This is a genomic window from Cupriavidus sp. 2TAF22, from assembly GCF_052115045.1.
Classification (GTDB): Bacteria; Pseudomonadota; Gammaproteobacteria; order Burkholderiales; family Burkholderiaceae; genus Cupriavidus.
Window position 1 is genome coordinate 1 of sequence record NZ_JBFRFX010000031.1, and the last position, 21346, is coordinate 21346.

At 69.1% G+C, this 21346-nt stretch carries 18 protein-coding genes and 1 tRNA gene; 9 read left to right on the forward strand and 10 right to left on the reverse strand.

Annotated elements, in window-relative coordinates; genetic code table 11:
• Positions 1 to 785: class I SAM-dependent methyltransferase (locus tag AB4Z48_RS29340; protein ID WP_441620493.1), on the forward strand; the 785-nt coding region annotated here is incomplete at its 5' end.
• Between the two features lie 156 nt (positions 786 to 941).
• On the opposite strand, the gene AB4Z48_RS29345 is transcribed toward AB4Z48_RS29340, so the two are convergent.
• A complete protein-coding gene (locus tag AB4Z48_RS29345; RefSeq protein WP_441620495.1) occupies positions 942 to 1880 on the reverse strand; it encodes a LysR substrate-binding domain-containing protein in 939 nt (312 codons plus the stop codon).
• A 157-nt stretch (positions 1881 to 2037) separates the two neighbouring features.
• Here AB4Z48_RS29345 and AB4Z48_RS29350 point away from each other — a divergent pair, with 157 nt between their 5' ends.
• From AB4Z48_RS29350 to AB4Z48_RS29370, 5 genes are all read left to right on the forward strand, one after another.
• On the forward strand, positions 2038 to 3057 hold the full coding sequence (locus tag AB4Z48_RS29350) for a tripartite tricarboxylate transporter substrate binding protein (RefSeq protein WP_441620497.1): 1020 nt from the start codon (positions 2038 to 2040) through the stop codon (positions 3055 to 3057).
• A gap of 7 nt (positions 3058 to 3064) precedes the next feature.
• Positions 3065 to 4624 (forward strand): UxaA family hydrolase, encoded by a 1560-nt coding sequence (locus AB4Z48_RS29355; protein WP_441620498.1) that lies wholly within the window; start codon positions 3065 to 3067, stop codon positions 4622 to 4624.
• Positions 4625 to 4678: 54 nt separating this feature from the next.
• A complete protein-coding gene (locus AB4Z48_RS29360) occupies positions 4679 to 6157 on the forward strand; it encodes an NAD-dependent succinate-semialdehyde dehydrogenase (protein ID WP_441620500.1) in 1479 nt (492 codons plus the stop codon).
• Between the two features lie 61 nt (positions 6158 to 6218).
• Positions 6219 to 7022, forward strand: coding sequence for a 4-hydroxy-2-oxoheptanedioate aldolase (gene hpaI, locus AB4Z48_RS29365; protein WP_441620502.1), 804 nt, complete (start codon positions 6219 to 6221; stop codon positions 7020 to 7022).
• A gap of 123 nt (positions 7023 to 7145) precedes the next feature.
• Positions 7146 to 8594: an FAD-binding oxidoreductase gene (locus AB4Z48_RS29370; protein ID WP_441620504.1), complete on the forward strand. Its 1449-nt coding sequence runs from the start codon at positions 7146 to 7148 to the stop codon at positions 8592 to 8594.
• A gap of 69 nt (positions 8595 to 8663) precedes the next feature.
• On the opposite strand, the gene AB4Z48_RS29375 is transcribed toward AB4Z48_RS29370, so the two are convergent.
• Positions 8664 to 9467 carry a 5'-3' exonuclease gene (locus AB4Z48_RS29375; protein ID WP_441620505.1) on the reverse strand — a complete coding sequence of 268 codons (804 nt, stop codon included), beginning with the start codon at positions 9465 to 9467 and terminating at the stop codon, positions 8664 to 8666.
• 192 nt (positions 9468 to 9659) lie between these two features.
• Between AB4Z48_RS29375 and AB4Z48_RS29380 the strand changes: the two genes are divergently transcribed.
• Positions 9660 to 9902, forward strand: coding sequence for a hypothetical protein (locus AB4Z48_RS29380; RefSeq protein WP_441620507.1), 243 nt, complete (start codon positions 9660 to 9662; stop codon positions 9900 to 9902).
• Positions 9903 to 10227: 325 nt separating this feature from the next.
• Positions 10228 to 10303, forward strand: a tRNA-Met gene (locus tag AB4Z48_RS29385).
• Positions 10304 to 10392: 89 nt separating this feature from the next.
• On the opposite strand, the gene AB4Z48_RS29390 is transcribed toward AB4Z48_RS29385, so the two are convergent.
• From AB4Z48_RS29390 to AB4Z48_RS29425, 8 genes are all read right to left on the reverse strand, one after another.
• Positions 10393 to 11562, reverse strand: coding sequence for a xanthine dehydrogenase family Fe-S subunit (locus tag AB4Z48_RS29390; RefSeq protein WP_441620509.1), 1170 nt, complete (start codon positions 11560 to 11562; stop codon positions 10393 to 10395).
• Between the two features lie 8 nt (positions 11563 to 11570).
• On the reverse strand, positions 11571 to 12398 hold the full coding sequence (locus AB4Z48_RS29395) for an FAD binding domain-containing protein (RefSeq protein ID WP_441620511.1): 828 nt from the start codon (positions 12396 to 12398) through the stop codon (positions 11571 to 11573).
• Positions 12399 to 12400: 2 nt separating this feature from the next.
• Positions 12401 to 14863 carry a xanthine dehydrogenase family protein molybdopterin-binding subunit gene (locus AB4Z48_RS29400; RefSeq protein WP_441620513.1) on the reverse strand — a complete coding sequence of 821 codons (2463 nt, stop codon included), beginning with the start codon at positions 14861 to 14863 and terminating at the stop codon, positions 12401 to 12403.
• Positions 14864 to 15110: 247 nt separating this feature from the next.
• Positions 15111 to 15752, reverse strand: a complete 642-nt coding sequence (locus AB4Z48_RS29405; RefSeq protein ID WP_441620648.1) for an isochorismatase family protein — start codon at positions 15750 to 15752, stop codon at positions 15111 to 15113.
• A 14-nt stretch (positions 15753 to 15766) separates the two neighbouring features.
• Positions 15767 to 16813 carry a 2,5-dihydroxypyridine 5,6-dioxygenase gene (locus AB4Z48_RS29410; protein WP_441620515.1) on the reverse strand — a complete coding sequence of 349 codons (1047 nt, stop codon included), beginning with the start codon at positions 16811 to 16813 and terminating at the stop codon, positions 15767 to 15769.
• A gap of 26 nt (positions 16814 to 16839) precedes the next feature.
• Positions 16840 to 17685 (reverse strand): alpha/beta fold hydrolase, encoded by an 846-nt coding sequence (locus tag AB4Z48_RS29415; RefSeq protein ID WP_441620517.1) that lies wholly within the window; start codon positions 17683 to 17685, stop codon positions 16840 to 16842.
• A 23-nt stretch (positions 17686 to 17708) separates the two neighbouring features.
• Positions 17709 to 18461 carry a maleate cis-trans isomerase family protein gene (locus AB4Z48_RS29420; RefSeq protein ID WP_441620518.1) on the reverse strand — a complete coding sequence of 251 codons (753 nt, stop codon included), beginning with the start codon at positions 18459 to 18461 and terminating at the stop codon, positions 17709 to 17711.
• A gap of 38 nt (positions 18462 to 18499) precedes the next feature.
• On the reverse strand, positions 18500 to 19462 hold the full coding sequence (locus tag AB4Z48_RS29425; protein WP_441620520.1) for an amidohydrolase family protein: 963 nt from the start codon (positions 19460 to 19462) through the stop codon (positions 18500 to 18502).
• A 278-nt stretch (positions 19463 to 19740) separates the two neighbouring features.
• Between AB4Z48_RS29425 and AB4Z48_RS29430 the strand changes: the two genes are divergently transcribed.
• On the forward strand, positions 19741 to 21345 hold the full coding sequence (locus AB4Z48_RS29430) for an MFS transporter (RefSeq protein ID WP_441620522.1): 1605 nt from the start codon (positions 19741 to 19743) through the stop codon (positions 21343 to 21345).
• Position 21346 lies beyond the last annotated feature (1 nt).

Here is a 21346-nt window from a genome sequence, read left to right on the forward strand (position 1 = left end):
GTGCCGCCCGCAGCGTCGGGGCCGCGGGCGGCGATGCCGCGCTGGCCGCGGCCATTGCCGGCCCGCAGCGCAGCGCGGCCAATAAAGCGCGCGACGCCTGGCGGCATCCGCGCGAGACGCTGCGCTTTTTTGGCCTGCAGCCAGGCCAGACGGTGGTGGAGATCGCACCGGGTGGCGGCTGGTACACGGAAATCCTGGCGCCCACGCTGCGCGAACACGGCAAGCTGTACGCCGCGCACTACGCGGTGGGGCCGGCCAGCGAGGAAAGCATGAAATCGAGGGCGAACTTCGCGCAAAAGCTGGCGCGCGATCCGGCCAGCTACGACAAGGTGGTGGTCGGCACGCTGCCGCTGCGCAGTGCCGGCGATTTCGCCCCGGCCGGCAGCGCCGACCTGGTACTGACCTTCCGCAATATCCACAACTGGATCAAGGATGGCCACCTGGACGAGAGCCTGCGCGCCTTCCATGCGGTGCTCAAGCCCGGCGGCGTGCTGGGCGTGGAGGAGCACCGCGCCCCGCCGGGCACGTCGCTGGAGCAGATGATCGCCACCGGCTATGTCACCGAGGATTTCGTGATCGACCACGCGCGCGCGGCGGGCTTCGCCCTGGCCGGCCGCAGCGAGATCAACGCCAACCCGCGCGACGACCACGACCACCCCGACGGTGTGTGGTCGCTGCCGCCCACCTTGCGCGGCGGCGATCGCGACCGCGCGGCCTTCCAGGCCATCGGTGAATCGGACCGCATGACGCTCAAGTTCGTCAGGCCGCCCGCGAGCCAGCCTTAGTCTCGCCGCCGTGCGCTCATCCGTGGCGCCGGCGCAATCTCCGGAAACCGCCCGGCCAGCCAATTCCGCCCGCCGCGCAAGGGGGTGGCGAACGATCGGGTCCGGCCGGATTCGCCCGCGCGAGGCGCGAAGCAGGCGACTATCGAGGCCGCGATATCAGGCGGCAAGTTGCGCCGCGGCCGCGCGCAGGCACGCCACCAGCTGGACGCTGCTGGGCGTGGGCCGGCCTTCGCGCAGCGTGATCACGCCGACCGGCGGCAGTTCCAGCGACAGGTCCATGGCCAGGACGTGGACGCGCTCCTCGCGCTCGAGCTGCCGCGCCACGGAGCGGGCGAGGAAGCCCACCGCCTCGCCCTGGCCGACGAAGGTGCTGATGGCCAGGTAGGACGAGGATTCGATCAGGTCGGTGGGCGGCTGCAGCCCATGGCGGTAGAACTCCTGCTCGATCTTGACGCGCAGCGATGCCCACGGCGGCGGCACCACGCACGGCACGCCGGCCAGGTCCGGCCAGCCCGGACGCCGCTTGCGCGCCAGCGCGTGACCCTTGCGTACCACCGCCACCATGGGCTCGTTGTAGAGCGCTTCGGTGAGCAGGTCGGGCGCCGCGTAGCCAGGCTCGAGCCGGCCCACGATCAGGTCCAGCTCGCTCAGGCGCAGCTTGGGCAGCAGGTGCGGCAGGTCGCCCTCTTCGACCAGCACGGTGGCCTGTGCCGAGCGCTGCTTGAGCAGGCTCACGGCCTGCGCCAGCAGCACCGGCAGCGCGGCGCCCATCGATCCCACGCGCGTGCGGCCGGCGGCGCCGCTGGCCTCCGCGGCGATCTCGTCGCGCGTGCGCTCGTATTGCGCCAGCACCGAGCGGGCAAAGCGCACCAGCGATGCGCCCGCCGGCGTGGGCTCGGTGCCGCGCGTGGAACGCGTGAACAGCGTGAGGCCGAGCGTCTTCTCCACTTCGGTGAGCATCTTGGACACCGCCGGCTGGCTCACCGAGAGGAAGTCGGCGGTGTGACCGAGGTGGCGGAACTCGTCCAGCGCCACCACCAGTTGCAGGTGGCGCAGCTTGATATTGGAGCGCAGGGCGCGGTCGATCTGGGGCATGGACCGATTCTACTTAACTTTCAGGTTATGAAGCCATTCCGATCTTTGATTGGATTGTTATGAAGCGGACCCCCACAATCGGGCCTCGCCGATGCGCAACCGTTGCTGCGCGATCCATCCGGCCCACGACACCTATAACGACCTGCGAGGACGACACATGACCGCACCCCACGGCTTCAATCCCGGACGCCGCCGCCTGCTCATCGGCGGCGCCGCTGCCACCGCTGCCTCGGTCTCGGGCGCCGGCCTGCTGCTGCCGGCCCTGGCCCGGGCCGCCGCGTACCCGGAGCGGCCGATCACCTTCATCTGCCCGTGGCCCGTGGGCGGCACGGCCGACCAGTCCATGCGCGCGCTGTGCCAGGTGGCTTCGGTCGTGCTCAAGCAGTCGATCGTGGTGGAGAACCGCGCCGGCGCCTCGGGCATGATCGGCACCAAGGCACTGGCGCGCGCGAAGCCGGACGGCTACACCATCGGCCAGGTGCCGATCTCGGTGACGCGCTTCTCGCAGCTCGGCATGCTGCAGATGGACCCGCGCAGCGAGCTGACCTACCTGGCGCGCACCTCCGGCCAGACCTTCGGCATCGCGGTGCCGGCGGGTTCGCGCTTCAAGTCGCTCGGCGAAGTCGTGGCCGAGGCCAAGGCGCACCCCGGCAAGCTCACCTACGCGCATGCCGGCATCGGCGGCGCCACCCACGTGGGCATGGAAGAGTTCGCGCAGGCCGCGGGCATCCGTTTCAATGCGATCGCCTACAAGGGTGGCGCGCAGGCCCTGCAGGATGTGCTGGCCGGGCAGGTCGACCTGCTGGCCGATTCCAGCTCGTGGGCGCCGCACGTGGAAGCCGGCAAGCTGCGCCTGCTGGCCACCTGGGGTGCCCAGCGCACGCCCCGCTTCAAGGACACGCCCACGCTCAAGGAGCTTGGCTACAACGTGGTGGTGGAAGCGCCCAACGGCATCGGCGCGCCGGTGGGACTGGACCCGGCCATCGAGAAGACGCTGCGCGATGCGTTCCGCCAGGCCGTGGCCAGCAAGGAATTCCAGCAGGTGGCGGCGCGCATCGACGCGCCCGTGATGTACCTGGACGGCCCGGAATACAAGCGCTACGTCAGCACGGTGTACGAACAGGAGACCCACCTGATCCAGCGCCTCAAGCTCAAAGAACTGCTGCAACAAGGTTGACCGCCCCGTGAACACTGCCGCCCCCGCCACGCCCGCCACGCCCGCAGCCCCCGGCTGCCTGATCCGCCTGCACGCGAACGACAACGTGCTGATTGCCCGCGATGCGCTCGCGCTTGGCCAGAGCCTGCCCGGGCTGGGACTGCGCGTGCGCGCCCAGGTGCCGGCCGGGCACAAGATCGCCGCCTGCGCGATCGCCAAGGGCACGCAGATACGCAAGTTCGATACCGTGATCGGCGTGGCCGCGCGCGATATCGAGGCCGGCGACCACGTGCATTCGCACAACCTGGCGCTGGTGGACTTCTACCGCGACCCGGCCTTCTGCGAGGACGTGCGGCCGGTGGATTACGTGCCCGAGGCCGAGCGCGCCACCTTCATGGGCTTCGTGCGGCCCGACGGCCGCGTGGGCACGCGCAATTTCATCGGCATCCTGTCTTCGGTGAACTGCTCGGCCACGGTGATCCGGCATATCGCCGACCATTTCACGCCGCAGCGCATGGCGGCCTATCCCAACGTGGACGGCGTGGCGGCCTTCGCGCAGAGCAGCGGCTGCGGCATGTCGTCGCCCAGCGAACACTTCGACGTGCTGCGCCGCACGCTGGCGGGCTATGCGCGCCACCCCAACCTGGCCGGCGTGCTGATCGTCGGACTGGGCTGCGAGCGCAACCAGGTGGCGGCGCTGGTGGAATCGCAGGGCCTGGTGCCCGGCAGCCACGTGCGCACCATGGTCATGCAGGAAGTCGGCGGCACGCTCGCCACCATCCAGGCGGGCATCCGCGCCATCGAGGAAATGCTGCCCGAAGCCAACGCCGCGGTGCGCCAGCCGGTGCCGGCCAGCCACCTGAAGATCGGCCTGGAGTGCGGCGGCTCGGACGGCTTCTCAGGCATCAGCGCCAATCCGGCGCTGGGCGCGGCGATGGACATCCTGGTGCGCCACGGCGGCACCGCCATCTTGTCCGAGACCCCGGAAATCCATGGCGTCGAGTACATGCTCACGCGCCGCGCGGTAACCCCGGAGGTGGGCCAGAAGCTGCTCGACCGCCTGGCCTGGTGGGAGCGCTACACCGCCGGGCAAAACGCGCAGTTCAACGGCGTGGTGGGCCACGGCAACCAGCAGGGCGGGCTGGCGAACATCTTCGAGAAATCGCTGGGTTCGGCCATGAAGGGCGGCACCACGCCGCTGCAGGCCGTCTACGAATACGCCGAGCCCATCGACCAGGCGGGCTTTGTCTTCATGGACTCGCCCGGCTACGACCCGGTGGCCGCCACCGGCCAGATCGCCAGCGGCGCCAACCTGATCTGCTTCACCACGGGGCGCGGCTCCATGTTCGGCTCCAAGCCAGCGCCCACCATCAAGCTGGCCAGCAACACGCCGATGTACACGCGCCTGGAAGGCGACATGGACATCAACTGCGGGCTGGTGCTGGACGGCGAGCTGAGCGTGGCCGAGATGGGCCAGCGGATCTTCGAGCATATCCTGCGGGCCGCCTCGGGCGAGGCAACCAAGAGCGAAGCGCTGGGCCTGGGCGACAACGAGTTCGTGCCCTGGCACCTGGGCATCGTCAGCTGAGTCCCCGCCCAAACGCGCGCCAAACCCGAACAACCCCTGAATCCCGGCAAGCCCATGACCTCGCTTCCCCTGTCCTATCCCGCGCTGCTGCGCACCGGCAACTTCATCCAGGGCGCATGGTGCGCCAGCGATGCCGGCCAGCGCTTCGACGTCCGTAACCCGGCCACCGGCGCCGCCTTCGCCTGCGTGCCCGACAGCACCGCCGCCGACGCGGCGCGCGCCGCCGATGCCGCGCATGCCGCCTTCCCGGCCTGGAGCCGCCGCCCGGCGCGCGAGCGGGCGCAACTGATCAAGCGCTGGCACGCGCTGATCCTCGAGCACCGCGACGACCTGGCAAGCATCATCTCCAGTGAGCAAGGCAAGCCTCTGCAGGAGAGCCGCGGCGAAGTGCTGTATGGCGCGTCCTATGTGGAGTGGTTTGCGGAGGAAGCCACCCGCATCAGCGGCGAGATCGTGGCCGAGGCCGTGCCCGGGCGCAAGATGCTGGTGCTCAGGGAGCCGGTCGGCGTGGTGGCGGCGATCACGCCGTGGAATTTCCCGCTGGCCATGATCGCGCGCAAGATCGCGCCGGCGCTGGCCGCCGGCTGCACGGTGGTGGCCAAGCCGGCGGAGGACACGCCGCTGACCGCGCTGGCGCTGGTCTACCTGGCCGAGCTGGCGGGCTTCCCCGCGGGCGTGCTGAATATCGTCACCGCCTCGCGCGAAGGCACGCCGGCGGTGGTGGACAGCTGGCTGGCCGACAGCCGCGTGCGCAAGATCACCTTCACCGGCTCCACGCCGGTAGGCAAGCACCTCGCGCGCGAATCCGCCGGCACGCTCAAGAAGCTCTCGCTGGAGCTGGGCGGCAACGCGCCCTTTATCGTGTTCGACGATGCCGACCTCGATGCCGCGGTCGACGGCCTGATGGCGTCCAAGTTCCGCAACGGCGGCCAGACCTGCGTGTGTCCGAACCGGGTCTACGTGCAGGCCGGCGTGCACGACGATTTCGTCGAGCGGCTGGCGCTGCGCGTGGCGGCGCTGCACGTGGGCCCGGCCACCGAGGAAGCGGCCCAGATCGGCCCCATGATCAATGCCCGCGCGGTGGAGAAGATCGCCCGCCACGTGGAAGACGCCGTCGCCAAGGGCGCGCGCCTGGTGGTCGGCGGCGAACGCGTGCGCCGCAACGACGGCCCGCACTACTACGCGCCCACCGTGCTCACCCACGCCACCCCGCACATGGCCCTGTCCAGCGAGGAGACCTTCGGCCCGGTGGCCGCCGTGTTCCGCTTCACGCACGAAGACGAAGTGGTGCGCGACGCCAACGACACGCCGTTCGGCCTGGCGGCCTACTTCTACTCCAGCGACGTGCGCCGCATCTGGCGCGTGGCGCAGGCGCTGGAGACCGGCATCGTCGGCGTCAACGAAGGCGCCATTGCCTCCGAGGCGGCGCCGTTCGGCGGCGTGAAGGAATCGGGCTACGGCCGCGAGGGATCGCGCCACGGGCTGGATGACTACATGCACACCAAATACATCTGCCAGGGCCAGTTGGGCTGAGAGGCGCGCTAAACTTCAGGCCACCCACCGCCGCAACCCGACCAACACCATCCGGAACATCATGCCCGCAAACAACCCCTTCAAGGCCGCGCTCGCGGCCGGCAAGCCCCAGATCGGCCTGTGGCTGTCGATGGCATCGCCCTACCTGGCCGAAGTCTCGGCCACGGCCGGCTTCGACTGGCTGCTGGTCGACGGCGAGCACGCGCCCAACGAGCTGGGCGACATGCTGCATGCGCTGCAGGCGATCGCGCCCTATCCCTCCCAGCCCGTGGTGCGCGCGGTGGCGGGCGAAGTGCCGCTGATCAAGCAGTTGCTCGATATCGGCGCCAAGAGCCTGCTGGTGCCGATGGTGGATACCGCCGAGCAGGCGGCCGCCATGGTGGCTGCCACGCGTTATCCGCCGCAGGGCGTGCGCGGCGTGGGCAGCGCGATCGCCCGGGCCTCGCGCTGGAGCGCGCGCACCGACTACCTGGCGGTGGCCGACGATGAGATCTGCCTGCTGGTGCAGGCCGAGACCGTGACCGCGCTGAAGAACCTGCCAGCCATCTGCGCGGTGGACGGCGTGGACGGCGTGTTCATCGGCCCGGCCGACCTGGCCGCGTCGATGGGCCACCGCGGCAACCCGGGCCATCCCGAGGTGCAGGCCGCCATCGAGGGCGCCATGCGCACCATCGTCGCCAGTGGCAAGGCCGCCGGCACGCTGACCTCCGACACCAGCCTGGCCCGGCGCTACCTGGAGCTGGGCTGCACCTTCGTGGCCACCGGCGTGGACGTGATGCTCTATGCCGGCGCGGCGCGCCGCCTGGCCGCGGAATTCATCGGTTCCGCCGCGGCGCCGGCCGCCGGCCCTTCGGCAGCCTACTGAACGCCGCCCGCCAACCGGCTCATTTCCCGCTCAACCTCCGCTCTCCGCTCTCCTGAGCGCCCGGCCGCGCGCGACACCCGCGCGCGCGCCGCGCCTGCCCTCCTGGCCACGCCACACACCGACATGCCTGCCACCACCCCCGACCACAGCCCCGCAACCACGCTCGAAGCCATGCGCGCCATCGTCGGCGCCGGCGCCTGCCTCAGCGGCGACGCCGACACCGAAGCCTTCGTCACGGACTACCGCCGCCTCTATCGCGGCAAGGCCCAGGTGGTCGTGCTGCCCTCCACCACCGAGCAGGTCAGCGCGGTGATGGCGTGGTGCCACGCGCACGACGTGCCGGTGGTGCCGCAGGGCGGCAACACCTCGCTGATGGGCGGCGCGGTGCCGGACGCCAGCGGCAGCGCCGTGGTGCTCAGCCTGGCGCGCATGAACCGCGTGCTGGCGGTGGACACCGTCAACGACACCATGACCGTGCAGGCCGGCGTGACGCTCAACGCGGCGCGCACCACCGCCGAGCAGGAACAACGCCTGTTTCCGCTGCGCATCGGCTCCGAGGGCTCGTGCCAGATCGGCGGCAACCTGGCCACCAACGCGGGCGGCACCGCCGTGCTGCGCTACGGCAATATGCGCGACCTGGTGCTGGGCATCGAGGCGGTGCTGCCCGATGGCCGCATCTATTCGTCCCTGCGCGGGCTGCGCAAGGACAATACCGGCTACGACCTCAAGCAGCTTTTCATCGGCTCGGAAGGCACCCTCGGCATCATCACGGCCGCCGTGCTCAAGCTGATGCCGCTGCCGCGCGCCAGCGCCGTGGCCCTGGTGGCGGTGACGGACCCGGAGGCCGCGGTGCGGCTGCTGGGCCTGGCCAAGCAGCATGGCGGCCAGGCTGTCACCGCCTTCGAGCTGATCTCCGCGCCGGCGCTCGAGCTGGTGCTGGAATACCTGGGCGACGTGGCCTCGCCGCTGTCCGGCCAACCGGCCTGGATGGTCCTGATCGAGCTGACCTCCGGCGGCAGCAGCGAAAGCCTGGATGCCACCCTGATGGAAATCCTGGAAGCCGGGCTGGAGCAGCAACTGGTGCAGGACGCGGCAGTGGCCGCCAGCGTGGCGGATGCGCAGTCCTTCTGGCGCATCCGCGAGGAAATCTCGGACGCGCAGACCCGCACCGGCGGCAGCATCAAGTGCGATGTCTCGGTGCCGCTGTCGCGCATCGCCGCCTTTATCGGCGAGGCGTCGGCCAGGGTGCTGGCGCTCGAGCCGGCCGCGCGCATGGTGATCTACGGCCATATGGGCGACGGCAACGTGCACTTCAACCCGCTGCGGCCCAGGGACACCAGTGCGGCGGATTTCCTTGGCCGGTGGTATGCGCCCATCACCGAGGCGGTGGACTCGCTGGCGCACGCCGAACATGGCTCGATCTCCGCCGAGCACGGCATCGGCGTGGCCAAGCGCGACGACCTGAAGCGCTACAAGTCGCCGGTGGAGCTGGAGCTGATGTGGCAGGTCAAGCGCGCGCTCGACCCCAAGAACCTGCTCAACCCGGCCAAGATGCTGCCCGCGCTCGACTAGGCGAGGCCGCGGGCACGGCATGCGCAAGGCGTGCGCAGGGCATGCGGGAGCCACGTCGCGGCATCGCCGCTAGGCCTGCTCGGGCAGCCGCAGCATGTTCCATGTGAGCCCGAGCTGCGCATCGGTCCTGAGCGAAAGCAACTGGCGCGACAGGCGCGCGAGATGGGCCTGTTCCGCCAGGTTCTTGCCGATCACGCCCTTCTCCTCGCCCGCGTTGGCAAGCACGCCTTCGAGGTCGCCGTACTGCACCAGGAGCCGGGCGGCGGTCTTGGCGCCGATCTTGCTGATGCCGGGGATATCGTCCGAACTGTCACCCAGCAGGGCAAGATAGTCCGCCAGCTGGTGGCTGGCCACGCCGAACTTGTCCATCACGTAGGTCTCGTCGAACCAGGACCGCTCGCCGTTCTTCGCGGTGGCGAAGTGGTTGCGCACGACGGCGCCGTCGGCGATGAGCTGGAGCACGTCCTTGTCGGTGCTCACGGGAATCGCCGCGCCGTCCTTGGCGGCAATCCAGCGGTAGTAGGCGGTGCCGATGATGTCGTCGGCCTCGTAGCCGTCGATGGCGACGGTCTGCAGGCCCAGCACCTCGGTCAGCGTCAGGCGGAAATCGGGAATCACCTCGGCCAGTTCGGGATCCATGGGCTTGCGGTGCTGGCGGTACTGCGGGTACAGATCGTGGCGCCAGGTCTTGCCGCCGGCGTCGAAGGCAGCCAGCGCATGCGTGGTGCGGCACTCGGTGAGCGCGCGCCGGAACGAGGCCAGCGCCGAGATCACGGCGCCCTCGACCTTGGCCGGGATGTCTTGCGCCGGGTTGGCCTCGTAGACGCGGCGCAGGATGTTCAGGCCGTCGATCAGCAGGAGAGTTTGCGTCATTGTGCTTGTGGTGCATCTTGCGTCAGACCCTCTATTCTGACGTGCCGGGCCGGCGGCGCAACCGCGCCGCGCGGCGCGCAGCCGCGCAGGCCGGCATAAAACAGCGACGGCACCGGCGGGATTGGCGAGAACCCGGGCTTGCGCGCGCGCCTCAGTCCGTCTAGTCTGAGCAAATCCAACCCGCGCCCGGAAATGAACAACAATCACGACACCCGACAGGCAGTAATCGACGCCCTGCAGAAAACGGGCACCCCGATGGATGCATATCAGGTCGCCAAGGCCGCGGGCGTAAGCCCGATCCAGGCCGCGCGCACGCTGACCAAGCTCAGCACCAAGGGCATCGTCCAACCCCAGGATCCGCTCAGCGGGGAAGCCGACCTGTCGGCCCGGTTCACGCTGGCGCCCGTACAGAAGGCGGACGGCAGCACCGGCTAAGTCTGCGTTCCCTGCGCGAGTGGGGATCCTGCGATCCTTTGTGGCCGCTTGTGGCCGCCTATGGCCGCTTGGTGCCTCTTGTGAGCGCCTTGCGGCCCCTGAGCCGGCGGCATTTTGCCTGCGCAGCAGCGGCCGGGCGCTTCCCCGCACGCCTCGACGTTGACCGCGAATGCGGTTTTTCCCACTTCGTACCGCGCAGATGCCGGGCGTTTCGGGATCTTTGCGCGCTGGAACGGCTGAATTCACGCCCCACTCCCACCTGCGACGAAAAAAGAAAATCCAATGAGGACTTTCCATTACGCCCCGATCCGGGTATATTTCGTTTCGCGGGGTGGAGCAGTTGGCAGCTCGTCGGGCTCATAACCCGAAGGTCGCAGGTTCAAGTCCTGCCCCCGCAACCAGATTCCCAAAGCCCGTACGGTTCACCCCGTACGGGCTTTTTGCATTGGGCTTTTTGCCTTGGCCGGCCGCGCCGGCGCGGCCGCCCGCCTCAATCCCCGCCCGCGCCGAACAGGCGCTTCACGCGTTCCCACATCACGCCGAGCATCATGGCCACCGGGTTCATGGTCGCCGCCTTGCTCCGCTCGCTCTCCGAGAGCGACGGATCCATCCTGCGGGTGACGTTCTTGCCGAAGTCCGCCATCATGCGCCGCACGAAATCGCGCACCAGGCCCGAGCGGGAAAACTGCGCGAGCGGGCCCTGCAGGGAGTACTGCAGGTCGATCAGCACCTCGGTCTCGGCCGGCGAGACGGCCTTGAGCACGTAGGTGATGTCGCCGGCCGCCTTGGAGTTGCTCAGCGAGTCCTGGCCGGCGCCCTTGAGCACCCCGCGCCGGTTCTGCTCGTCGCGCTCCAGCCGCGCGGCGCCGTTGAAGCGCGCGGCCATGGGGCCGAACTTGATGGCCACATGGCCCTTGACGCGCTCGCCGTCCTGCTCGGTCAGCGCGGCGCCAGGCAGGCAGCTCGCCACGGCCGGCAAGTCCGCCATGAAGCGCCATACGTCGTCGACCGGGAACGGCACCTTGAAGCCGCCGTCGATGCGCGACCAGCCCTTCTTGTCGGCACTGCGCCCCGACTCTTCCGGGGCCGGGGCCGCACCCGCGGCGACCGCGGCGCCATCGGCGTCCGGCGTGAAACAGGCGAAGCCGCGGGGCGTGCCCCCTGGTGCCGCCTGCGCTGCGTTTGCCGCGGCGGGTGGCTGCCGCTGCGCCAGCACGGAACGGATCGCGGCCACGATGCCCATGTAGCCGGTGCAGCGGCACAGGTTGCCGGACAGCTCGTGGCGGATGGTGGCCTCGTCGGCATGCGGCAGGCGCAGCACGATATCGCGCGCGGTGGCCAGCATGCCGGGCGTGCAGTAGCCGCATTGCAGCGCGTGATGCTGGTTGAAGGCCACGCGCAGTTCGCGCATCACGGGATCTTCGTCATAGCCTTCGATGGTCACCACCTTGCTGCCGGCGCAGCCGGCGGCGAAGGTGATGCAGGAACGCACCGGCTTGTCGTCCACCAGCACGGTGCACGCGCCGCACACGCCGTGCTCGCAGCCGAGGTGGGTGCCGGTAAGGCCCTGGCCGTCGCGCAGGAAGTCGCCCAGGTGGGTACGGTGCGCGCAGGCACCGCTGGCGGCGCGGCCGTTGATGGTCAGTGCAATGGTTTCCACTGCGGCCCTCAGTTGAAAAGTTGTTCGATGCAGCGCGTCGCCGCGGTGCAGTAGAGCTTGCGGTCGATCGCGTCCTTGCCTGGCGTGGCCTGGGCCACGGCGGCAGCGATGGCCTGCGCGTCCAGCGCGGCTGGACCGCGCGTGGCGACCTCGCGCGCCAGCCCGGGCAGCAGCGCGGGCGCGCCGTCGAGCGCGCCGAGCACGATGCGGGCGAAGCGCGCGGAAGGATCGAAATACGCGGCGCAGCTGGCTTCGGCGAACTCGCCGGTCTTGCGGCACAGCTTGTGGTATCCCCAGCGCGCGCCATCGCCCTGGCGCGGCACGTGCACGGCGGCGATGACCTCGCCCTCGCCAAGCGCGGTGGTGTAGGCGCCCAGCATGAACTGCGTCATCGGCACCATGCGTGTGCCGGCCGCGCTGGCCAGCTCGATATCGGCGCCCAGCGCGGTCAGCGCCACCACCCAGTCGGCGGCGGGATCGGCATGGGCAAGGCTGCCGCCGATGGTGCCGCGGTTGCGGATGGCGCGGTAGGCGATGCCGCGCGCCACGGACTGCAGCATGGCGCCGCGCAGCTCGGCGAAGACGCCGTCCTCGATCTGCGCGTGCGTGACCGCCGCGCCGATACGCACACGCTGGCCCTGCGGCCCGACCGTGCGCAGCTCTTCGAGCTTCGACAGGTCATAGATGGTGTCGGGCCGGGTCAGGCGCAGGTTGAGCATGGGGCCCAGCGACTGGCCTCCGCCCATGACCTTGGCGTTGTCGGTGCGCTGCGCCAGTTCGGCGCAGGTGGCGGCCAGCGTGGGGGCCGCGTGATAGGTGAATGCAGCTGCTTTCATGGTCAGGCCGCCTCCCTCGCCGGCACGGGTTGCGGAGATGGCGCGGTTCTGCGCGGCGCCTGCTGCTCCGCGCGCGCCAGCGCTTCGAGCACCTTGCGCGGCGTGAGCGGCGTTTCCAGCAGCTCCACGCCGAACTGGCCAAGGGCATCGTTGACCGCGTTGAAGATGGCGGCCGGCGGCGCGATGGCACCGCCCTCGCCCATGCCCTTGGCGCCGAACTCGGTGTGCGGCGACGGCGTCTCGAAATGATGGATGCGGATCGACGGGATCTCGGTGGGCCCGGGCAGCATGTAGTCGGCCAGCGTGGAGGCCAGCGGCTGGCCGTTGCCGTCGTAGCGCATCTCCTCGAACATCGCGGTGCCGATGCCCTGCGCCACGCCGCCGTAGGTCTGCCCTTCCACCACCATCGGGTTGACCATGGTGCCGCAGTCTTCCACCACCACGTAGTCCAGGATCTCCACGTGGCCGGAGTCGATGTCGACCTCGACCAGCGCGGCGTGCGTGGAGTAGGTGAAGCTGCCGGTATCCACCCCGGGCTTGTAGCCCATGGTGGTTTCCAGCCCGGCGGGGTCCACATCCGCGGGCAGCCGCTGGGGGTTGATGTACCAGGCATTGGCGATCTCGGCGATGGCCACGGCCGCATCGCCGGCCTTCACCGCCCCGCTGCCGAGCGCCGCCTCGTGCTCGGGCTGCTGCAGCATGTGCGCGCCGATCTTGAGCAGGCGCGGCACCAGCGCCTTGCAGGCGCGCGAGACCGCGCCGCCCGACATCACCAGCGAGCGCGAAGCGTAGGTGCCGGTGGAAAACGGCGTGATGCCGGTGTCGCCGTGCACCACCTTGACCCGCGCCACGTCGATGCCGAGGATCTCGTGCGCGATCTGGGCGAAGGTGGTCTCCATGCCCTGCCCGTGCGAATGCACGCCCACGCGCACTTCCAGGCCGCCATCGGGCGTGATACGCACGGTGGCGGAGTCAAAGCCCGGAATCACCGGCGTGCCCCAGGCGGCGAACACCGAGGTGCCGTGCGCCGATTGCTCGGTGTAGGTGCCGAAGCCCACGCCCAGGTAGCGCGCGCCGTCAGGGCCGGCACGCTGGCGCTCGCGCACGCGCGCCAGGCCGATCATTTCCGCGGCCTTGCGCACGCTGGCCGGGTAGTCGCCGCCGTCGAAGTGCTTGTTGGTGACGTTGACGTAGGGCATGGCCTCGGGCTGCACCAGGTTCTCGCAGCGGATCTCCCACGGCTCGCGCCCGACCTCGCGCGCCAGCGCATCCATCAGCAGCTCCATGGCAAAGCACACGCCGGTGCGCGCCACGCCGCGGTAGGGCACGAAGCCCGGCTTGTTGGTGGCGACGCACTCGGTGATGCAGCGGTAGCCGTCGAAGGCATAGGGCCCGGGCAGGTTGCCGATGGCCTGGCCGGGCTCGAGGCCGATGGTGAAGGGCCATACCGAGTAGGCACCGCCGTCGATGGCGATCTTCGCGTCCAGCGCCAGCAGGCGGCCGCGCGCATCGGCATAGGCGGTCACCTCGTAGTGGTGCTCGCGCGAGTTGGCGCCGGCGGTCAGGTGCTCGCGGCGGTCCTCGATAAAGCGGAAGGGCTTGCGGTAGGTCATGGCCAGCCAGGCGATGCACAGCTCTTCCTGCTGCAACACGCACTTGTAGCCGAAGGCGCCACCCACGTCGGGCGAGATCACGCGCACCTTTTCCTGCTCGAGCCCGAGGCAATGGCTCAGCACGGTGCGGATCATGTGCGGCACCTGGGTGGCGCTGTAGACGATGAGCTGGTCGAACTGGTGGTCCCAGTAGGCCAGCACGGCCTTGCCTTCCATCGGCACCATGCACTGGCGCGCCAGGTCGATCTTGCGGCTGACCACCACCGTGGCGGTGCGGCTCAGCGCGTCGAAGTTCTTGTCGGCGCTGAGGGTGAGGAAGTGGTTGTCCTTCCAGTGTTCGTGCACGCGCGCGGTGGCGCTGGCCTGGCGGGCGCCTTCCACGTCGGTCAGCGCCGGCAGTTCGTCCAGCTCGGCGACGATGGCCTCGGCGATGTCCTCGGCCTCGGCGCGCGTGGGCGCGAAGGCCATCGCCACCGGCTCGCCGACGAAGCGCACCTTGCCGGCCGCCAGCGGCGGCTGCGCGGAGGGCTGGTACGACGGGAAAGCAGAGTCCGCCACGATATCGCGCGCGCCCTGCATGTCTTCGCGCACGATCACGGATGCCTCCATGCCCTGCGGCTTGCGCACCGAGAGCAGGCGCGCATGCGCCATCGGGCTGCGCAGGAAGGCCACTTCCTGCAGGCCCGGCATGGCGATATCGGCCACGAAGCGGCCCTTGCCGTGCAGGTGGCGCGCATCTTCCTTGCGCGCCACGCGCGCGCCGACGCCTTGCCCGCCGCGGCCACCGTGATCGCCGTGATCGCTGTGATCACCGCCGCCGCCCTGGCTGGCGTGCGCTCCTTGCTTGTCCATGTCGTCTTTGTCCATACATTATTCAGTCCGGCATTGCCGCCTGGGTGGCCGCCGGGGCTGTTTGTGGGGTTCGTGGATCGCGACCAGGCCGGGAAACCGGAAGAAGCCTGATGCGGCCTCCAAAGGAGGCCTCCAAAGCAATTTCCGTACGCCCCGCAGCGCACATATTCAGTGCACTGAACTTATCGCCAGATTGGCGAAGCGTGCGGCACGCGTCAATCGGGACTTCAGCCGATCCCGCCGCCGCTCACAGCGCGGCCAGTGCGGCCAGCGCCTGTTCGCGCGGCATCACTGCCGCGTACTTCTGCTCCATATCGAACAGGTTGGCCTCGTGCGGCTGCAGGGCGCGGTCGCCCACGCAATCCGACACCACCAGCGGACGGAAGCCGTGCGACATGGCATCCACCACGCTGGCGCGCACGCAGCCGCTGGTCACCGCGCCGGCCACCAGCAAGGTGCGCACGCCGCGCTGCGTCAGCCACGCCGCCAGCCCGGTGCCGAAGAAGGCGGACGGCACGGTCTTGCGCACCACCAGCTCGCCCGCGCGCGGCGCGAGCTGCGGCACGATGGCGCTGGCCGGCGCATGCTCCTTGAGCGTGAGCATGCCGGGCACCTTGAGCGTGAAGATATTGTGGTCGCCGTCGTCGTCGGCAAAGACGATGCGGCTGTGCGCCACGGCCCAGCCCTGCGCGCGCGCCGCCGCCAGCAGCGGCACCGTATTGGCGATCGCCGCAGCGATGTTGCCGCCGCCGAACACGGCCGGATCGGCAAAGCCGTTGACGAAGTCGACGATCAGCAGGCCCACGGGCGCCTGCAACGGCAGTTGCGTGCCGAAGCCCTGGCGCGCGTAGGTGGGGAGTTCGCTGTGCGCGGTGGTGCTTGCAGTCATTACAGTCATTGCGGTCATTGCGATGTCCATCCGTCCAATACCTTGCCTTGCCTGACCACTTCCTCGCCGTCCAGGCGCACGGTGCAATGGCGCAGCGGGATATCGATATGGCAGGCGGTGGTGCGGCTGCCGCCGGCTTCGTTGTTGGGGCCGAGCGAGAACAGGAAATTGCCCTCGTAGGCGCGCGCGTCCATGCCGATGGAGGCCTCGCGGTCATACAGGCCGAGCGTGGACCAGCGTGCGCGCGGCTGCAGGCCCCAGCCGATATGCGCGATGGCATAGGCCTGCGGATCGTTGAACGAGGCCATGTAGTCGTTGAGCAGCTCGGCGTCCAGGCCACCCTCGATGCGCGTGGCGAAGCCGTTCTCCACGGTCAGCTCCACGCGGTCCGCCACATAGCCCTTCTGCGGCAGCAGGATGTCGCCGCGGTCGAGCACGATGCGGCCGCTGGCGCCGCCTTCGTCGGGCCAGGTCAGCACGAAGCCGCTGGGCCAGTGGTCCCAGCGCCCGGGCTCATCGACGAAACCATACTCGCTGATGACGGGGAACTCACCGAGCGGGCAGCGCAGATCGGTGCCGGCGGCGGAGGTCACATGCATCTCCCTCGCGCGCGACAGGCGCGCGTTGGCGCTGGCCACGCGCTCGCGGTCGGCCTCGGTGGGCACCATGCGCACCAGCACTTCGGGCGGCTCCACGGCCAGCAGTATCTTGGTGCCGGTCTTGAGGATGTCGTGCTGCTCGGGCGAGAACAGCAGCGTCATCAGGTCCAGCACCAGGTCGCTCTCCTTGAGCGCGGCGATGGCGGCGCGGTTGCCGGTGAGCGCCGTGGTGCCAAGGTAAGCCAGCGGATCGCGGCTCAGGGCCTTGTCGCCGTTGACCGGCGGCAGGTCGAGCCGGTTGACGATGGCGCCCATGGCCTGCGTGGCGACCAGCGCGCACGACAGCGTTTGCGGATGCGTGGCCGCGCTGGTGAGGATGGTGACGGTCTGCCCGGCTTCGAGGCGGGACAGCGTGAGGACCTGTTTCCAGGCCTGGATAAGGGCGTGATCGCTGACTGGCATGTTCGTTCTCTGCGGTTGGGGGCGGCTCAGGCTGCGGCAGCGCTTGGGGAGCCAAGCCCGGCGCCAAGGAAATCGCCGAGTGCGCCGTAGAAGCCTTCCTCGTCGTCCCACGGGATCATGTGGCCTGCGCCGGGCACATGGCTGGTCTGCAGCGCCGGCAGCAGCGCGCGCAGCTCCGCGATATCGCCCGGGCGGACCACGTCGCCGCGCCCCGCCGTCATCAGCAGCGTCGGGACCGCGATGCGCGGCACATCGGCGTGGATATCGTCGATATGGAAGCCCTGGAAGCTGGCGAGCACCGCGCGCTCGTCGCAGGTGTGCAGCCATTCGGCGCGCAGCGCGAGCTGCGCTTCGGTCCAGGTGGGGCAGAAGCGACGCATGGTGTGCGCATCCACGCCGTGGCGCGCCACCGCCATCGAATCCACGTACCAGGCCAGTTGCGCGGGATACTCGCGGCGGCCCGGGCCGGACACCGGCGGGTCCACCATCACCAGGCGCGCCAGCGCAGCCGGCCGGCTGCGCGCGGCGCGGATGCCGATGCGCGCGCCCATGGAGTGGCCCAGCACGCTGTAGCGCTGCAAACCGAGTGCTTCGGCAAAGGCCAGCAGGTCGGCCGCCTGCGCATCGAGGCTGTAGTCGAGCGTATCGCCCGCGGACGACAGGCCGCGGCCGCGCACGTCGAGGGCGTAGGTATCGAACTGTTCGCCCAGGCGCTCGCCGACAAAGCCCCAGGTGATGGCCGGGCTGGTGATGCCCGGCACCACGATCACCGGGTCGCGCCGTGCGCGCGCGCCGTCGCTGCCACCGTAGCGCAGGTAGTGCTGGCGGATGCCATTGGCTTGGACATTGCCGCCGCAGACAAGATTGGTCATCGCTTGGCTCCCTGTGCCCGCGCTCAATACGCGCCGGACAGCAGCGCGCCCGCGCCGGGCACCACCGGCTCCAGGTCGAGCGACCTGAGCATGGCGTAGGTGGTGGCAATGGCGGCGGTGATCACCGGCTTGCCGGTCATGGCTTCCACCCTGGCCACGGCCGGCAGCGACGGCATCTGCACGCAGGCGGACAGCACGATGGCATCCACGTCCTTCGTGTTCATCTGCGCGACGATGCCCGGCAGCTTCGCGGGATCATGGCGGCCCACTTCGAGGTTGTCGGGAATTTCCAGCGCGCGCCAGTCCACCACCTCGTAGCCTTCGTTGCGGATGTAGTCCACCACCAGTTCCGTGAGCGGCTTCATGTACGGCGCCACCAGCGCGATGCGCTTCGCGCCGATCACCTTGAGCGCATCGACCAGCGCGCCGGCGCTGGTGATCACCGGGGCATCGGCGCCGTTGGCCGCGGTATGGGCCTGCAGGCGCTTCTCCGAGACGCGGTGATAGCCGTGTCCCATCGCCATGATCGCCACCAGGCAGGCATAGCCCAGCACATCGACGCGCGCATCGCTGAGCTCGACCGCGCAGCGGTCGGACTCGGCATCCATCGCCGCCAGCTCCTCCTTGACCACCTTCTTCATGCGCATGCGGCTGGAGTGAAACGTGAACCGCTCGGGCCGCACCAGCTGGCGCGCGGTCAGCATGGCGGGGATCTCGGTTTCCATCGTGGTGTTGGAACTCGGCACGATCTGGCCGATCCGGAAAGTCTTTTGCACGGGGGCGCTCCGTTATGAAAAGGAAGGGAAGTCGGTGTTCAAAGCTTGAGCAGGCGCTCGGCGTTGCCGYGGCAGACCAGCCGGCGGGTCGCTTCGTCCATCGGTGCCTGCTCGATGAAATCGGCTGCGATGGCGGTGGATTCGTAGGGATAGTCGACCGAGAACAGCACGGCGTCGGCGCCCATCTCGCCGATGGCGCCGGCCAGCGCGGCCGGCGAGCACACGCCGGAAGTGGTGATGACGATATTGCTGCCGATGTATTCGGAAGGCGCGCGCGCCAGCCTGATGCCGTGCGAGTAGACGGCGAAGCGGCTGTCGAAGCGCCAGCGCTGGTACGGCAGACCCTCGCCCATGTGGCCGAGGATGATCTTCAGGCGCGGGAAGCGGTCGAACACGCCGCCGAACAGCAGGCGCAGCGCATGGCCCGCGGTTTCCACGCCCCAGCCCCAGGACGCACCGGCCATCTCGGGATGGCCCGAGTACACGTGCGGCGCCACGTAGGCATCGGTGGGGTGGAGGTACATGGGTACGTCGAGCGCCTGCATGCGTTCCCAGAAGGCGTCGTAGGCGGGGTCGTCGTAGTAGACCCCCTGCGTGTGGCCGTTGACCAGCGAGCCCTTGAAGCCGAGCTGCGTGACCGCGCGTTCCAGCTCTTGCGCGGCCTTGCGCGGATCGTGCATGGGCAGCGCGGCGAAGCCGGCGAAACGGGTGGGATGGCGCGCGATCTGCGCCGCCAGGAAATCGTTGCTCTCTTGCGCGCGGCGCACCGCGGCGGCGTGGTCGGCTTCGGCCTGCACGCCCGGGCCGGTCTGCGAAAGCACGGTGATATCGATGCCGGCGCGGTCCATCTCGCCGATGCGGATATCGTCGAAATCGGCCAGGCGCCTGGCAAGGTCGGCCATGACTGCGGCATCGATATGCTGGAGATAGCCCTTCGAATAGGCCTGGAAATCCGGCGTCATGAAGTGTTCTTCGAGGGCGATCTTGCGGATTCTCGTCATGCTGGGACGGCTCCTGAGGGTGGTGGGGGCGGGCATGCGCAAGGCCTGTGACATCGCAGCGAAGGCGTCTTTCACGGGCTTTCCGCTTAATTGATCAGTATGCTGAGTATTTTTAGCATAGCAACCGCGATATCGAATGTCCAGACCGTGACGGCGAGGGGTTAACCCTCATAACACTCACAAATTCTGATCAGTACACTGATCGAAATTAATCAGCATGCTGACAGTGTAGAGCAAAGCACGACAGCACGGCTGCGACGCCCCCGGAGAGTACGACCATGACAGCAAGCCTCACCAGCGACGGCACCGCCGCGCGCACGCAAGGCATGACCCGGGAGGAGCGCAAGGTGATCCTTGCGTCCTCCTTCGGGGCCTTGATGGAGTGGTACGACTTCTACATCTACGCCGCGCTCGCGGTCTATTTCGGCGCACTGTTCTTCCCGCCCGGCAACGAGACCGCTGCCTTCCTCGCCAGCCTGGCCACCTTCGGCGCGGGCTTCCTGGTGCGACCCGTGGGCGCCCTGCTGTTCGGCCGCCTGGGCGACCTGATCGGGCGCAAGTACACCTTCCTGGTCACCATCCTGCTGATGGGCATTGCCACGGTCGGCGTGGGCCTGCTGCCCACCTACGGGCACATCGGCATCACCGCCACCATCCTGCTGGTGTCCCTGCGGCTGCTGCAGGGCCTGGCACTGGGCGGCGAGGTGGGTGGCGCGGTCACCTACGTGGCGGAGCACTCGCCGATGGAAAAGCGCGGGCTCTACACCAGCTCGCTGCAGACCACGGCCACGCTCGGCCTGCTCTCTTCGCTGCTGGTGGTGTACCTGCTCAAGACCTTCCTGAGCGAGGCGCAGTTCCGCGAATGGGGGTGGCGCCTGCCCTTCCTGGTGTCCTTCGTCATGCTGGTGGTGTCGGTCTACATCCGCGGCAAGCTGCACGAATCGCCGATCTTCGCGCGCATGAAGGCCGGCAACAACACCTCGAAATCGCCCATCCTCGACAGCTTCACCAACTGGGCGAACCTGAAGTACGTGCTGTTGCTGTTCGTGGTGTCGGCCGGGCTTGGCGCCATCTTCGGCACCGGGCATTTCTACACCATGTTCTTCGTCAACAAGACGCTGCATGTGCCGCTGGAGCTGGTACACATGCTGATCGGCATCGCGCTGGTGGTCGCCACGCCCTGCTACCTGTTCTTCGGCTGGCTGTCGGACCGGATCGGCCGCAAGCACATCATGATGGCCGCCTGCCTGCTGGCCGCCCTGGGCACCCAGCCCATCTTCAAGGGACTGACGCACTATGCCAACCCGGCGCTGGAGCAGTTCCAGCAGCGCAACGCCGTGCAGCTGCGCGCCGGCGACTGCCATTTCCGCCTGTTCGCCGAGCCGGTGTCGGCCTGCGACAAGGTCAAGGGCTACCTGACCGATCTCGGCGTGGGCTACGAGTTCACGCAGGACGACGCTCGGCCGGCGCCCGAACTGCGGGTCGGAGGCCAGGTCCTGCAGGACTTCGACAGGGCCGCCATCAAGCAGGCCCTGGTGGCGGCCGGCTGGCCGGAGCGCGCCGACCCGGCCGCCATCAACCGGCCGATGTTGTTCCTGCTGCTGCTGATCCCCATCCTGTTCCTCGCCATGGTGTACGGGCCGCTGGCGGCCTTCATGGTGGAACTGTTCCCGGCCCGCATCCGCTACACCTCGTTGTCGCTGCCCTTCCACCTCGGCGCCGGCTGGGTGGGCGGCATGCTCTCCTTCGTGGTGACGGCGATGAATGTATCCAGCGGCAATGTCTACTTCGGCCTGTGGTATCCGGTCTCGATCGCGGCACTGGCTTTCGTGATCGGCATGCTGTTCGTGCCGGAAACCCGCGGGCGCGACCTGGATACCTGAA

Coding starts and splice junctions, on each gene's coding strand:
- AB4Z48_RS29395 (WP_441620511.1), bottom strand. CDS start 12,398: ATGAAAGCAGCTGCATTCACCTATCACGCGGCCCCCACGCTGGCCGCC.
- AB4Z48_RS29345 (WP_441620495.1), bottom strand. CDS start 1,880: ATGCCCCAGATCGACCGCGCCCTGCGCTCCAATATCAAGCTGCGCCAC.
- AB4Z48_RS29410 (WP_441620515.1), bottom strand. CDS start 16,813: ATGCCAGTCAGCGATCACGCCCTTATCCAGGCCTGGAAACAGGTCCTC.
- hpaI (WP_441620502.1), top strand. CDS start 6,219: ATGCCCGCAAACAACCCCTTCAAGGCCGCGCTCGCGGCCGGCAAGCCC.
- AB4Z48_RS29405 (WP_441620648.1), bottom strand. CDS start 15,752: ATGACTGCAAGCACCACCGCGCACAGCGAACTCCCCACCTACGCGCGC.
- AB4Z48_RS29380 (WP_441620507.1), top strand. CDS start 9,660: ATGAACAACAATCACGACACCCGACAGGCAGTAATCGACGCCCTGCAG.
- AB4Z48_RS29415 (WP_441620517.1), bottom strand. CDS start 17,685: ATGACCAATCTTGTCTGCGGCGGCAATGTCCAAGCCAATGGCATCCGC.
- AB4Z48_RS29350 (WP_441620497.1), top strand. CDS start 2,038: ATGACCGCACCCCACGGCTTCAATCCCGGACGCCGCCGCCTGCTCATC.
- AB4Z48_RS29375 (WP_441620505.1), bottom strand. CDS start 9,467: ATGACGCAAACTCTCCTGCTGATCGACGGCCTGAACATCCTGCGCCGC.
- AB4Z48_RS29400 (WP_441620513.1), bottom strand. CDS start 14,863: ATGGACAAGCAAGGAGCGCACGCCAGCCAGGGCGGCGGCGGTGATCAC.
- AB4Z48_RS29360 (WP_441620500.1), top strand. CDS start 4,679: ATGACCTCGCTTCCCCTGTCCTATCCCGCGCTGCTGCGCACCGGCAAC.
- AB4Z48_RS29430 (WP_441620522.1), top strand. CDS start 19,741: ATGACAGCAAGCCTCACCAGCGACGGCACCGCCGCGCGCACGCAAGGC.
- AB4Z48_RS29370 (WP_441620504.1), top strand. CDS start 7,146: ATGCCTGCCACCACCCCCGACCACAGCCCCGCAACCACGCTCGAAGCC.